Source organism: Psychrobacter sp. KH172YL61, assembly GCF_007182895.1.
GTDB lineage: Bacteria > Pseudomonadota > Gammaproteobacteria > Pseudomonadales > Moraxellaceae > Psychrobacter > Psychrobacter pacificensis.
Window position 1 is genome coordinate 2,439,180 of record NZ_AP019516.1, and the last position, 14,101, is coordinate 2,453,280.

10 protein-coding genes and 6 pseudogenes are annotated in these 14,101 nt (G+C 44.0%); 6 read left to right on the forward strand and 10 right to left on the reverse strand.

Annotation, left to right across the window (positions count from 1 at the left end):
- Positions 1 to 189 precede the first annotated feature (189 nt).
- The 4 genes from PKHYL_RS12965 to PKHYL_RS17745 all read left to right on the forward strand — a co-directional run bounded on the left by PKHYL_RS12965 (position 190) and on the right by PKHYL_RS17745 (position 3,173).
- Positions 190 to 1,482, forward strand: a complete 1,293-nt coding sequence (locus tag PKHYL_RS12965; protein ID WP_240365357.1) for a DUF2254 domain-containing protein — start codon at positions 190 to 192, stop codon at positions 1,480 to 1,482.
- A 4-nt stretch (positions 1,483 to 1,486) separates the two neighbouring features.
- Positions 1,487 to 1,759: a hypothetical protein gene (locus PKHYL_RS12970; protein WP_240365358.1), complete on the forward strand. Its 273-nt coding sequence runs from the start codon at positions 1,487 to 1,489 to the stop codon at positions 1,757 to 1,759.
- Between the two features lie 138 nt (positions 1,760 to 1,897).
- Positions 1,898 to 2,608, forward strand: coding sequence for a cation:proton antiporter domain-containing protein (locus PKHYL_RS17740; protein WP_269778177.1), 711 nt, complete (start codon positions 1,898 to 1,900; stop codon positions 2,606 to 2,608).
- Positions 2,553 to 3,173 carry a cation:proton antiporter domain-containing protein gene (locus PKHYL_RS17745; RefSeq protein WP_269778178.1) on the forward strand — a complete coding sequence of 207 codons (621 nt, stop codon included), beginning with the start codon at positions 2,553 to 2,555 and terminating at the stop codon, positions 3,171 to 3,173. The genes PKHYL_RS17740 and PKHYL_RS17745 overlap by 56 nt, the downstream gene beginning before the upstream one ends.
- An 87-nt stretch (positions 3,174 to 3,260) precedes the next feature.
- Here PKHYL_RS17745 and PKHYL_RS12980 read toward each other — a convergent pair whose 3' ends face one another.
- The 3 genes and pseudogenes from PKHYL_RS12980 to PKHYL_RS12990 form a co-directional block, all read right to left on the reverse strand.
- Complete coding sequence (locus PKHYL_RS12980; protein WP_227517148.1) at positions 3,261 to 3,746, reverse strand: DUF2127 domain-containing protein; 486 nt, start codon at positions 3,744 to 3,746, stop codon at positions 3,261 to 3,263.
- A gap of 56 nt (positions 3,747 to 3,802) precedes the next feature.
- Entirely contained in the window at positions 3,803 to 4,897 is a 1,095-nt protein-coding gene (locus tag PKHYL_RS12985) for a dihydroorotase (protein ID WP_240366537.1), read from the reverse strand.
- A 175-nt stretch (positions 4,898 to 5,072) separates the two neighbouring features.
- Positions 5,073 to 6,145 (reverse strand): annotated as a pseudogene (locus PKHYL_RS12990) (aspartate carbamoyltransferase catalytic subunit).
- Positions 6,146 to 6,530: 385 nt separating this feature from the next.
- Between PKHYL_RS12990 and PKHYL_RS12995 the strand changes: the two are divergent.
- Both PKHYL_RS12995 and PKHYL_RS13000 read left to right on the forward strand, forming a co-directional pair.
- Positions 6,531 to 7,514, forward strand: coding sequence for a class 1 fructose-bisphosphatase (locus PKHYL_RS12995; protein WP_240365359.1), 984 nt, complete (start codon positions 6,531 to 6,533; stop codon positions 7,512 to 7,514).
- A gap of 93 nt (positions 7,515 to 7,607) precedes the next feature.
- A pseudogene (locus PKHYL_RS13000) lies at positions 7,608 to 8,401 on the forward strand (TrmH family RNA methyltransferase).
- A gap of 259 nt (positions 8,402 to 8,660) precedes the next feature.
- On the opposite strand, the gene PKHYL_RS18995 reads toward PKHYL_RS13000, so the two are convergent.
- From PKHYL_RS18995 to ilvC, 7 genes and pseudogenes are all read right to left on the reverse strand, one after another.
- Positions 8,661 to 8,999: an electron transfer flavoprotein subunit alpha/FixB family protein gene (locus PKHYL_RS18995; protein WP_442966161.1), complete on the reverse strand. Its 339-nt coding sequence runs from the start codon at positions 8,997 to 8,999 to the stop codon at positions 8,661 to 8,663.
- A gap of 99 nt (positions 9,000 to 9,098) precedes the next feature.
- Positions 9,099 to 9,491, reverse strand: a pseudogene (locus tag PKHYL_RS19000) (electron transfer flavoprotein subunit alpha/FixB family protein); the annotation flags it as partial.
- Between the two features lie 204 nt (positions 9,492 to 9,695).
- Positions 9,696 to 10,444: pseudogene (locus tag PKHYL_RS13010) on the reverse strand (electron transfer flavoprotein subunit beta/FixA family protein).
- Positions 10,445 to 10,901: 457 nt separating this feature from the next.
- Complete coding sequence (locus tag PKHYL_RS13015; RefSeq protein WP_240365360.1) at positions 10,902 to 11,465, reverse strand: DUF421 domain-containing protein; 564 nt, start codon at positions 11,463 to 11,465, stop codon at positions 10,902 to 10,904.
- A gap of 239 nt (positions 11,466 to 11,704) precedes the next feature.
- Positions 11,705 to 11,916: pseudogene (locus tag PKHYL_RS13020) on the reverse strand (cold-shock protein).
- 488 nt (positions 11,917 to 12,404) lie between these two features.
- Positions 12,405 to 12,617, reverse strand: coding sequence for a hypothetical protein (locus PKHYL_RS13025; protein WP_240365362.1), 213 nt, complete (start codon positions 12,615 to 12,617; stop codon positions 12,405 to 12,407).
- Between the two features lie 352 nt (positions 12,618 to 12,969).
- Positions 12,970 to 13,931, reverse strand: a pseudogene (ilvC, locus tag PKHYL_RS13030) (ketol-acid reductoisomerase).
- Between the last annotated feature and the right edge of the window lie 170 nt (positions 13,932 to 14,101).

Consider the following 14,101-nt stretch of genomic DNA (forward strand, 5'->3'; position numbering starts at 1 on the left):
TTTTATTTTTGAACCGGCTATAGTGCGTAGACGCAGCACGCAAGGACAATGAATCCCTGTAGGACGGTACCTGTTTTAAAATAGATTCACTATAGACGATCTCGTCAGTCATTTTTGGAGCGCGAACATTGGACAAACACCCTGAAAATGGCTTTTTTAAACGACTACTCTTATTTTCAGGGCAGAGGGATGAAGGCGTTTTCGCAGCTTTGGTCGTTACAGACATTGGCTGACCTGCCCGATCGTTTAAGAAACTTGTGGCAGGAGTTGATCGGCTCTTACTGGTTTATTCCGACTGCTTGCGTCATCGCCGGCATCTTACTGGCGCCAGTATTGGTGACGATAGATCAGCACTTTGACCGCGAGACCGTTCGAGAGATTACCTTTGCTTTTACGGGTGATGACGATGCGGCGCGCGCTATCATGACCGCTATTGCTGGCGCTGTATTGGGCGTTGCTGGTACGACGTTCTCAATTACCATCGCCGTCCTTTCGATGGCCTCCTCCCAGTTTGGCCCACGGCTATTACGCAACTTTTTGACAGACACACCAAACCAGTTTGTCTTAGGGGCGTTTATTGGTACCTTTAGCTATAGCTTGTTGGTACTCAAGTCGATTCATAAGTATGATGTGGCCTTTGGCGTACCGCAACTGGCGGTGACCTTTGGGATTATCATGGCGATCATCTGTGCGCTGTTATTGGTCTATTTTGTCCAGCATATGGTCCACGCTATTCAGGCCTCGCACGTCATTCAAAACGCCAGTAACGATGCCATTAATAATATTCACTACTGGTATGGGGATTATTGTGATATTCAGCATCAGCGCGATGTCGAGCAGCACGATGTCGAGCAGTTTCGCCAGTGGCAGGCAACGCCGATTTATCCGCCGCAATCCGGCTACCTGCAGCACATTTATTTGGAGTCATTAATCACACTGACTCAAGAGTATGGCGGCGTGGTGCATCTACAGAGTAACCTCGGTGATTATGTCACTGACAACAACGTCATTGGGCATTTTTATCAACGTCCGACAGACCATCCTAATAATCGGCAAAAAACCGCAACGCCGCAGCTGGCCGTGTTGCCACGTACCCCTGATGGTATGTTTTGGCAGCGCTTTGCCGGTTGTATTCGTATCGAGCAGCGACTGGCACACTCCAATGATATCGCCTATAGTCTGGGGCAGATGACCGAGATTGCGGTGCGCGCCCTCTCACCTGGTATCAATGACCCAAAAACAGCCGTCAACTGCGTACAATCGCTCACCAGTTGCCTGAGCATTATGATGCGTCGTCAGCCGCCTAGCCCCTATCATTTTTATATACCTGCCGAGCACCGTGACAAACCGCCGTATACTGCCACACCAAAACAAGTGGTGGCGCAGCAGCGCGTGGCTATCTTGGCCGTGGTGACTTATACGCCCAAAATATCAGAATTCATCAATACCTCACTTGGAGATTCGGCGCTATGCCGCAGCTGATGCCATGGTCCTAAAGGCGCTGTGTCAAGCGATGGTCAATCTCAACTATGCATGTATCAATCAAGCACAGCAGCAGACCTTGCTGCATGAGCTACAGCTAATTGAGCGCGCAGGAGAAGAAAACCTAAGCTACCAAGAACTGATAGATGACCTTGTCGCTATGTGTGAGCAAGCCAAGCAGTTTATTCTTGATGAAGACGCACAGCATCAACATTTTAATTATGTCAGCGAATTTGCTGCCAATATCCGTGAAGCACTACAGTCACAGTCGAGTTAGTAATATGACAATTGGATCGCATAGCATATTGGTAATACACAGTCCCTATCATTTCAATATTTATAGCTCAAAATCTTTACGTAACTCTCATAAGTCATAGGCTTAGGGTTAATTTTATATTCATACGAGATCTGCTTTATGGCATCTGCAACCAGCCTAACCATACTTGAAATCAGCGCCATATTTTTATCGATTACGGCCTCACTGACCTATGTCAATCATCGCTTTATCGGTCTGCCCACGACCATTGGCGTCATGGTCATCTCGATTGTCCTATCTATCGGTGCGATTTTTTTGGGATTTTTGGGGTTTGATCAGCTCATTGATTATGAAGTCAGTCTATTAGAGCAGCTTGATTTTACCGAGGTGCTATTGGACGGTATGCTCTCGATGTTGCTATTTGCAGGTGCCTTGCATGTCAATATTGGTGATTTGAGGCGCTATAAACTGCCTATCGGTATCCTAGCTGGACTCGGTACTATCGTATCAGCCATGCTCATTGCCACCGCTGTTTATTTTATGCTGCCTATATTCGGTTTTGGACTACCGTTTCTTTGGTGCCTACTTTTTGGAGCACTCATCTCCCCTACTGATCCCATTGCCGTCATGGGGATTCTTGCATCAGCAGGCGCGCCAAAAAGCATTGAGACTGTCATCGCTGGTGAGTCATTGTTTAACGACGGTATCGGCGTTGTGATTTTTGTTCTATTACTGGGGATTTTATCTAGTGGCGATATTCCAACCATTAACTATGTGGCGCATACCTTGGCTGTCGAGGGCGGGTGGCGGTGTGATGTTTGGTTTGGTATTGGGTGCGATTTTGTACTATTTGCTAAAGAGCATCGATAGTTATCAAGAAGAAGTACTTTTGACATTAGCAGGCGTCATCGGCGGCTATGCGCTTGCTAGTCATTGGCATTTGTCAGGGCCGCTCGCTATGGTCATGATGGGACTGATGGTGGGTAACCGCGGGCGGGCGCTTGCGATGAGTGATCAGACGCGTCATTACATTGATCTGTTTTGGGAGCTGGTTGATGAAATCTTAAATGCTATTTTATTCGTCCTTATCGGTCTAGAAGTAGTGATGATTGCTTATTCGGGCAATTTATTTATTGCAGGTGGTCTAACTATTGTTATTGCTCTAGTAGCTCGTTTTATCGTGGTTGGGATGACGACCAAGACCTTTCATCGCCAGCTTGATTTGCCCACTGGTGCATGGAAAGTACTAACATGGGGTGGATTGCGCGGCGGTATCTCAGTCGCTTTAGTATTACAGCTACCCATCGGTACCGAGCGCGATATTTTATTGGCACTCACTTATGCGGTAGTGATATTTTCTATCTTGGTACAGGGCCTCAGTGTTGGCAGAGTCGCCAAGAGCATTCGTAAGGATAAAGAAATAACAGAGGCATAAACCACAAATACAGCACGTATAAAAAAGCCAGCCTGAGACATGATGTCTTAGGATGGCTTTGGCTGGCTTTTTGAGCAGTTTCAATGGTTATATCAAACCCTTTCTTTTCATATTACGATAAACCACGATAATAATAAGCAGATTAGAAACCAATATTCCCAGTTTAAACCAATCAAATGGACTGGTTATCAGATAATAAACCTCTATAGGAATAAAGACACCATAGCCCAGCACACCAAACCAATACGCCCATGTCTTATCGCGCCATAATCCATAGGCTTCTAGGAAGCGCAAACTGGCATAAGCAAATATCAACAATAAAAACACTGGCCAGTTTTTGCTGGCCTGTTGGGCAATACTTACTACACTGTCGATTTGCGGTGCAAGTAGGTGGCCAAAGGTATGGCGCCAAGAGCCAGTCGCGGTCGTCAGCCAATGCTCAAGATCGGTATGCCACGACCACAATGCACCTGCACCTAATAATGCCCCCACACCTTTGACGACTTCATAGATGGCCACTGCTTTGATAGACTCACTGGCTGTGCTGTGCGTTTTTTCTAGAGGGTCAATCATTTCACCCCCTTTATCCCTTCGAGGATAGCGGTAGACTATCATCCTGTCGGGGCAAATTAGCCAAAGAACGTCTCCACAACACGTCCTTGCAACTGCTGATTAAAAAATGGTGTGTTTTTACCATTCGATAGCATAGATTGCGCAGTCACTTGCCACTCAAGATTCGGGTCAACCAATACCGCGCCGCCGATCGCTTCATACTGCTCATGAATACCCGCAATCTTTGCCGGATTAAGACAGATTTTATCAACCAGCTCTGAGAGTGTTAGTACCTCATCATTGACCAGCTGACAGGCCAGCGCCATAAAAGTATCAAAATTCGAGATACCTGGCGTACTCTCAGCAAATGGCGCTTTTTTCGCCGTACTGTTCAGTGGCTCGTGATGACTACAGATGGCATCGATAGTGCCATCTTTTAAGCCACGGCGGATTGCCTGCTGGTCGGTATTACTACGTAGCGGTGGCAAGACATATGCCTGAGCATTAAAGCCTTCAAGATTGTCATCAGTTAAATACAGCTGATGCATCGCAACATCACACGTAACAGGCAAGCCTTTATCTTTTGCCCAGCGCATGAGCTCAATCGAAGACTTGCAAGACAGCTGGCTAAAGTGAGCGGCTGTCCCCGTCTCTTCAACCATTAACAGCTGCGTAGACAGTGCAACCGTTTCCGCAATCCAAGGGATGCCCTGCAGACCATGATAAGAGGCGATATAACCCTCATGCGCCACGCCATCTCCAGACAGACTTGGCTCATCAGGATAAAAGAATACTTTCATACCAAAAGTCGCCGCGTACTCTAGTGTTCTTAGCAATACTAAGTCATTGCGAAAAGGTCTACGCGCATTGGATACTGCGATACAGCCGCCCTTTTTAAGCCCTGCAATATTAGACGGTCGTTCGCCCTCTAACCCTGTGGTCAATGCGCCCAAAATATGCAAGTAAATACCGCCATCATTCAAGGCGCGCTCACGCAAGCCCTTTAAGAGGGAGCCATTTTCTAAAATAGGATTGGTGTCAGGTGGCGTGACTACATGCAAAAACCCGTTACCACGAGCTGCCCTACCTTCTGATTCCAGTGTACCGTGTTGCTGTTGGCCCGGCTCACGTAGGCGTGCGCACAGATCGACCAATGGTGGTAATAGCCACATCTCATGTTCAGCATCAAGCGTAGACAATTTTTCTTTGGCAGTTTGTGACAGCGTGTCTTTGAACGCTTTTGGTAAATGGTCAAAGATGGGTGCATCCGTATTAAGCATGGTAGACATAACGTTATTACCGTATCAATAAAATGAAATAAATGAGAATAAGTCGCGCGGCAAGCTGTTACTTGCCAGCCGCTTGATGAGCACGTTGACCTTCCATCGCAAGCGACAAGACCGCCATTCGTATGGCAATACCGTTATTTACCTGCTTTAAGATCACCGATTGCGCGCCATCAGCCACACTAGAGGCAATCTCAACACCGCGGTTCATTGGCCCTGGATGCATAACTAGCGCATCAGGCTTGGCCAATGCCACTCGCTCTGGCGTGATCCCATAATGCTTATAGTATTCACTTGACGATGCCAATAGCGGCGAACCGATACGCTCATTTTGTATTCTTAATCCCATAATCACATCACAATCAGTGACACACTCATCCATATTTTCATATACTTTTACGCCAAAACGCTCAATACCTTTCGGCAATAAAGTACGCGGCGCACACACGGATATCTGTCACACCTAGGGTTTGCAAGGCGCTAATATCAGAACGGGCGACGCGTGAGTGCTTAATATCACCAACGATTGCGATAGAAAGCTCTTCAAATGGGCGCGGTGCCTCACGGTGAATGGTCAACATGTCGAGCATTCCCTGAGTAGGATGCGCATGCCAGCCATCACCACCATTGATGATAGCAATATCAGGGGTCACTTCTGTCGCCATAAAATGCGCGGCACCTGATGCTGAATGTCGAACTACAAAAATATCTGCGGTCATCGCCTGTAGATTCCACAAGGTATCGCGTAGACTCTCGCCTTTTTTGGTACTAGAGCGTTCGATATCGATATTGAGTACATTAGCACCCAAGCGTTTTTCTGCTACTTCAAAAGTCGTCCGGGTACGAGTCGATGGTTCAAAGAACAAATTCATGACCGTATAGCCATCTAACTCAGGACGATTGATGAGCTGCCCGTTTTCATCAAAGAAAGTCTCTGCTTTTGCGATAATAGCTTTGAGCTGTGCTTTATTAAGACCTTCAACACCCAAGAAATGCCTGATACTGCCATCGGTGTTGAGGCTGCGGACGACTCAATGAGGTATTGAGTCTTTGATGAATTGTATTGGGATCAAATTTTGCATAATCAGTCGGTGAGACTGGTTGGGTAGCGCTACTATCGAGAGAATTTGACATAATGGCGAGTCTTTATTGTGGGTTTATATGAGTCTGTCGTAATCGCTTATTCATCTTTGTTCAATCATTTAGCACCGATAGGCACAGAGACGAGGACATTTTGACGCTTATTTGCTACAATTTACCGTAGTCAAACTCGACCAAAAACCGCCTCAGCAGACAATCAGAAAGCGTAAATAGACATGCTATATTCTCATAGAGAATAATTCTGACAAATCTATAAATGAATAACAATAGATATAGTGTAGCCGATTTTGTGGTCAGGACAAAGATACCGTATAAGCTATTTAAAAATTCACCCCTTTAAGGTGTGCCAAATGCCGTCTATGACCTGACTCTAAGACCATCCATTTTTTACTTTCCATACCCTCTATTAGGAAGCGTTATGACGACCTTAGCAGATTATCTAAACCAACATGCCTCTAGTCCTGCACTCAACGACGTAATTACCACGGTCACTAATGTTGGTAAAACCATCTCACAACTACTTAGAAAAGGTGCTCTGGCAGATATTTTAGGCGAGGCTGGCAATCAAAACGTCCAAGGCGAAGATCAGAAAAAACTAGATGTACTGGCCAATGACTTACTGCTAGATGCATTGGCAAAGAATACCCATTGTGCCGGCGTTGCATCAGAAGAGCTTGATGATGCCACCCCTGCTAATGACGATGGCAGTCTATTGGTTTTGTTTGACCCACTAGATGGCTCATCAAATATTGATATCAATATGGCGGTAGGTACGATTTTTTCTGTTCTGCCGTACGAGCGTCAAGGTCAAACCAGTGAAAACAGCGACTATCTACAGGCAGGTAACAAACAGCTAGCAGCAGGGTACTTGTTATATGGCACCTCTACGGTACTGGCGTTGACCATCGCAGATAAGGTCGTGATGTTTAGCCTAGATCCAGAAACTGAAGACTATGTGCTAATAGAAGACAACGTGCAAATCGATGCCGATACGAGTGAATATGCGATCAATAGCTCAAATTATCGCTACTGGCGCGCACCGATGCAACAGTACATCGATGAGTTAATCGCTGGCGAGACAGGCGTACGTGAACGCGATTTCAATACGCGTTGGGTCGCCGCTATGGTTGGTGACGTCCATCGTATCTTATGCCGCGGTGGTCTCTTCACTTATCCGTTTGATACCAAATACGCGCATAAAGCAGGTAAACTACGCTTGATGTATGAAGCCAATCCAATGAGCTTATTGATTGAACGCGCGGGTGGCGGTGCGACAGACGCTGTCAATCGCATCTTAGATATCGAGCCCACTGACATTCATCAGCGTGTTCCTGTGGTGCTCGGTAGCAAAAACGAAGTCAATTATGTTAGAGACTTACACGTCAATTATTCTGAGCAGTAATTGATATAAGTACTTTCTAAAAATAACCAGCTTACAGCGAGATTATAAGCTCGATGCTGGTTATCCCTCCTACTCTTCTCTAAGCGACCCACTATGGTACTAAATCCCACCGAGCTGATTACCTCAGATAAGAACACCACCGTCAAGCTTGTAAAAGCCCTATTGGCACAAGCACGTCAACGCAAAAAGCATGGTCAGACCGTCATAGAAGGTGTTCATCTGATAGATGCTGCGCTGCGTAGCGACTATCCTTTGCCCAGATACTACTGTCTGAGTCAGCGCGTAGTCATCCTGAAGTTCAGCAGGTATTAACTCGCCTGCCGACTTATACGCCTATTCTTATTTTATCCAATTCACTGTACGAGAGTATTCGTAGCTTAGGTACTGGTATCGATATCATGGCGATTATCAACGTACCAACGCCTAACTTATCAATGATTGATGAAGATTGCTTGATCTTAAATGATGTACAGGACAGCGGAAATGTCGGCACACTCCTGCGTACAGCAGCAGCCGTTGGTATTCGCAACATCTTATGTACCAGTGCTACCGCGCAAGCTTGGTCTCCCAAGACGCTACGAGCAGGTATGGGTGCACAGTTTGCACTGACTATTTATGAAGGCTTGAGTACGCAAGATATTTTAGATCACGTAAAAGTTCCACTGTTGGCGACCAGCTCACATACCGATACTATCATTTACGATCACGATTTATCTGCGCCTGTGGCGTGGATTATGGGTCATGAAGGTCAAGGCGTCAGCGATGATTTGATGCAATGTGCCACCCCTATCGCTTTACCGCAGCCAAATGGTCAAGAGAGCTTAAATGTTGCGATTGCAGGATCTTTATGTCTGTACGAAACCTTGCGCCAAAGACAGTACTCTTAGCGTCCATTTATAACTACAATTAAAATCTTCTCTATCAAGCAATAAAAAAACCCACTACCGATTGATAGTGGGTTTTTGTTATCTGTCTACTACTAATATAGTCAAAGAAATCTAAAACGGATACAAGGCAGCCGACTGCAGATTGTACAAGTAGCACCTCTAAGGAGGGTAACGCCGTAGCCGTTTAGTAGTTCTGTGACTATACATTAACATTAAACCTTGCTAGTTAGCTCAGGCAGTGCTTCAAATAGATCAGCTTCTAAGAAATAATCAGCAACGCTAGCGATAGGCGCTTCTGGGTCATTGTTGATCGCAACGATGACTTTAGAATCTTCATACCAGCCAAATGCTGAATCGCACCTGAGATACCAGCGGCGATATATAGCTGCGGTGCAACGATTTTACCGGTTTGACCAACCTGCATATCGTTTGGTACATAACCTGCGTCGACAGCGGCACGTGATGCGCCAACAGCAGCGCCTAGTTTGTCAGCCAATGGCTCAATATATTTGGTGAAGTTTTCACCATTTGCCAAGGCACGACCACCAGAAACCACGATACCAGCTGAGGTCAATTCTGGACGATCAGACTTAGCCATTTCTTCGTTCACGAAGCTAGCTTTGCCAGTTTCTTGTACATTATCGATCGTTTCAACAGTCGCTGAACCACCTTCGCTTGCTACTGGATCAAACGCGGTCGTACGTACGGTTAGCACAACTTTATCTTCAGAGGTTTTGACGGTTGCCGTTGCATTGCCTGCATAAATTGGACGCTCAAACGTTTGCGCATCTACTACGCCTGAGATCTCTGACAACATGCTGACGTCAAGTAACGCGGCAACGCGTGGCATAAAGTTTTACCAGTCGTAGTCGCAGCTGCTAGGGATATGGCTATAATCACCAGCCACATCAGCAACCAATAGTGCCACATTGCCCGCCAATTGATGCTCATAGACCGCGTTATCAGCTAAGAGTACTTTTGTCACGCCTTCTGCTTTTGCTGCTTCATCAGCAACGGCCTGCGCGCCACTACCTGCCACTAATACATGGATGTCATCACCGATTTGCTTAGCAGCAGCGATGGTGTTCAAAGTTGCCTTTTTAGACTGGCATTGTCATGTTCTGCATATACCAAAATTGCCATGGTTTTAATCCTTTATTTATTCGTATTATCTATTCATGCGGTTGTTTGTGTACAAAGCCCTTTGAGCAACTATCGTTTAATATAAATAAAGCAGTCAAATTCTTAGCTTTGTACAGGATATGCCGTAGCGAAGTATCTAATCATTGAAAAATTAAATGACTTTTGCTTCGTTTCTTAGCTTATCAACCAACTCATCAACTGACCCTACTGTAATACCAGCTTTACGTTCAGCAGGTGGCACGACCTTAATAATCTCTTGCTTAGACGCCATATCGACACCGAAATCTGCTGGCGTTTTCTCATCAAGCGGCTTTTTCTTCGCTTTCATAATGTTAGGCAGTTTCGCATAACGTGGCTCATTCAAACGTAGATCAGTTGTGATGACTGCTGGCAAATCAAGCGCAACGGTTTGCAGACCGCCATCGATTTCACGCGTGACGTTGACTTTGTCACCTTCAACCTTCACTTCTGATGCAAACGTACCCTGACCGATACCCATCAATGCCGCTAACATCTGACCCGTTTGGTTATTGTCATCATCAATCGCCTGTTTACCCAGCAAGATAATATCAGTGCTTTCTGTTTCAGCGATATTTTTTAGAATTTTGGCAACTTGCAATGGATATGGTTTTTCGTCACTCACGACTAAAATACCACGATCAGCACCAATGCTAGAGCTGCACGAATTTGCTCTTGTGACTCTTTTGGACCGATAGACGCGACGATGATTTCATCAATGACGCCAGCTTCTTTTAGACGAACGGCTTCTTCTACTGCGATTTCGTCAAAAGGGTTAATCGACATTTTGGTGTTTGATAGATCAACGCCAGAGTTATCGGCTTTTACACGTACTTTTACGTTATAATCAATGACACGCTTGACCGCTACTAATGCTTTCATACGTTCCTCGTTTATTAATGTTATGAATTAAAAAATATCAGTTAAGAACCAAATTTTCGTTGTGGTTCAAATCGTCGTTCAAAATACTACTCAAGGTTATTACTATATCAACAGATGTATAACTAATTAAGAAAAATACGCCAATATTCGAAATTATATTAGCATTGCACTTCTTACGGATAAAATCTGCTAAAGCTAAGCCAACCGTTCTTATCAGACCTATGTATCTTGCGTCAGCCTGCAGATAAGGTCAAGACAACGCCGTGAATAATGCGTCATAAATTTGTCACTATTCTATAATAAATAGTTTATAAGCACGTAATCTAGTGATTTTTCTTTGACAATAGCCTTAAGAGTCCTCCCTCTTTATAGCACTCTCAATGGTATGTTTATTTAATATTTTGTTATTATTTATTTCCTAGGGTTTAACTAATAGTAGTCGCGAAGAACCCAACAGCTATATGTCGCTGTCTTTGTTAGAGCTCATTAACAACTCACTATCACGTATGTCATCAAACAACGCCCAGTCAGGAGTTACATCATTGTTTTTGATGACGCTCATGTCTCCTGTCGTCTCCATAATGACCGCAAATATTTCAGTTTTGGCTTTGATGCCATTTTTGCGCAGCACTTCCTGAACATCGCTGGTCGTAAGATTCGCTTCTTTTAAGTTATCTGAGAAGTATTCGCCATGTGCCATGAGTATGATGGCACGATTGTCTATCAGCGCTTTTAGAGGTTTAATCTTGCGCCTCACTATTGAGATAGCACCTTGAATCAAAAACAACATGGCAACTGCAAACAGTCCTTGCAACAGAGACGGCTTGTCAGCCAATACCGTCGACGCTAATATACTACCAATACCAACTGTCATAGCAAAATCATGACTTGATAGTTTGGAAAAGCTGCGCAGACCCATCAGTCGGGTAAAAAGCATCAAACCTATATAGAAACCCACCGCAGACAATGAAATGCCTAACAGCTGTTGCCAGTCAATTGAAAACCAAGTTTCCCATTTCATAATAGAGCCTTATTTATTATTGAGTCAGTACCTATTATGAACTGATAATTATTAAGAAAAATCAATCAAACGCTACTTCAGATAAAATGATATAAAAAAAGCAACCTGATAAGAGGTTGCTTTTTTTTAAAGTCTAAACAGTATTTTTATTGTTTTTATAAACAAAAATTTTATGCATAATCGTCACTCTCACTGTCATCAAGCCTACTAAACATCAGTGTGCCCAAACAGCAAAGAGATTATAGTGCTTCGATTTGCTCAGCTTGTGGACCTTTTTGCCCTCACCTAAGATGAACGACACTTTTTGGCCTTCGGCTAGCGTTTTGAAACCGCTACCTTGGATAGCGCTGTAGTGAGCGAATACGTCTTGTCCGCCGTTGTCTTGAGCGATAAAACCAAAACCTTTAGCTTCATTAAACCACTTTACAGTGCCTTCAACTTTATCTGACATAAATTTTCCTGACTCTTTAACTGTTGGCGAGACTTGTGTCATCACCGATTAATTGATATATACCCATGCATCTTTTGCTGAACGCTACGGTTCAAAATTGCAAATAATCTAAGAGAAAACCTGAATTTTTTACCTCAAATACTTTGAGTACAATCTGATTATAACAGTTTTCTATACAGGTAACAGTCTAAATTGATGTTTTTGTAAATAAATTCCAGCTATTAAAACCCATCAAAATAGCTAGCATTTTTGCCGTTATCATATTGATATTGAATAAATTTCCAACATATGAATATTAGGCTACAATTACGAAGCCATCGTTAAATACGACAAGACAGACCCTTATAGGCCAAAAACTCATTCATTACCTATTGCAATATCGGTAACCATGGTGAACTTAATACAAGCAAACATAGCCCAAAAATATCAACGAAAACGACTGACTATAAGCAATATATTTGGCCGGTATGACCAAGTCTTTAGGAGAGTCAGGGGATACCTTTGCGCTTTAGTAGTCGCGTACCGTAGACCCAACCAAAGGTCGTGTAAATGCCATAAGCGGCAGGTACAGCAATCGCGAGCGGTGCCAAATCAATCACGTATAGGACAACAACAGAGATAAAGAACCAGATGGTATCTAAGATTGAGCTGATTTGGAAAAACTTAGATTTAGGCAGTTTACCATCGGTTTTCTTAAGCATTTCTCCTTCTATCCAAATTAAAACTGCTACGACAGCGCTAAGAGTAATATACACGAATTGCGGCGTTAGCCAGTCTGGATAAGATATTTGCACAACATACAACCTGTAATCTATAGAAAATATGAATGAGGACTCATCTACTTTGATCAATCAAAGATAAATAAGCACAGTAAAAGCCCACTGGCTAATGTGAAGATGCCTGCCTATATTGGGCAGTTTTTACTGGTTTTCAACCAACACATATAGCGGTGTAACCCTATGTCAAAAGTAGGATATAAAAAACCCCGTGCTATCAGGTGATAACACGGGTTACTTAATAAACTACCAAATACTCTATTTAAGTAGTATCGAATTAGTTTTTGTCTTTATCGATGATTTTGTTACCACCGATCCAAGGCATCATAGCGCGCAATTTGGCACCTGTGGTTTCGATCTCATGCGCTGCATTGTTACGACGACGAGCTGTCATTGATGGATAGTTGGTTGCACCTTCAGAGATGAACATTTTTGCGTACTCACCAGACTGGATGCGTTTTAGCGCGTTACGCATGGCTTCACGTGACTGCTCATTGATGACTTCAGGACCAGTGACATATTCGCCGTATTCAGCGTTGTTACTGATTGAATAGTTCATGTCAGCGATACCGCCTTCATACATTAAGTCAACGATAAGCTTTAGCTCATGTAAACACTCAAAGTAAGCCATTTCTGGCGCGTAGCCTGCTTCAGTAAGGGTTTCAAAGCCCATTTTTACCAATTCAACCGCGCCGCCACAAAGAACCGCTTGCTCACCGAATAGATCGGTTTCAGTCTCATCTTTAAATGTGGTTTCGATGATACCTGAACGACCACCACCAACGCCAGCAGCGTAGGATAATGCTAATTGCTTAGCTTGACCTGAAGCATCTTGGTAGATGGCGATTAAGTCAGGAATACCGCCACCTTTGGTGAACTCTGAACGTACGGTGTGACCTGGTGCTTTTGGTGCTACCATGATAACGTCAAGGTCGCTACGTGGCACTACTTGGTTATAATGGATAGCAAAACCGTGGGCAAATGCAAGGGTCGCGCCTTCTTTGATGTTTGGCTCAATGACATCGTTGTAAAGCTCTTTTGGAACTCATCAGGTGTCAAAATCATGATAACGTCAGCAGCTTTTACCGCTTCTTCGACTTCAGCAACTTTTAGGCCTGCATTTTCAGCTTTTTTCCATGAGCCTGAGTTGGCACGTAGACCAACCGTTACATCAACGTCTGAGTCTTGTAAGTTAAGCGCGTGCGCATGGCCTTGTGAACCATAACCGATAATGGCCACTTTTTACCTTGGATAATGGATGAATCACAATCTTTGTCATAAAAAACGTTCATAAATAGAGTCCTTGTCCTCAATCATGGCTTACCATGGATAGTAGACGCTTATACTGTAATCAAGATAGTGATTAAGATAAGCGCTTTGTTGATTTAGATAAATAGTTCTTCAATAAA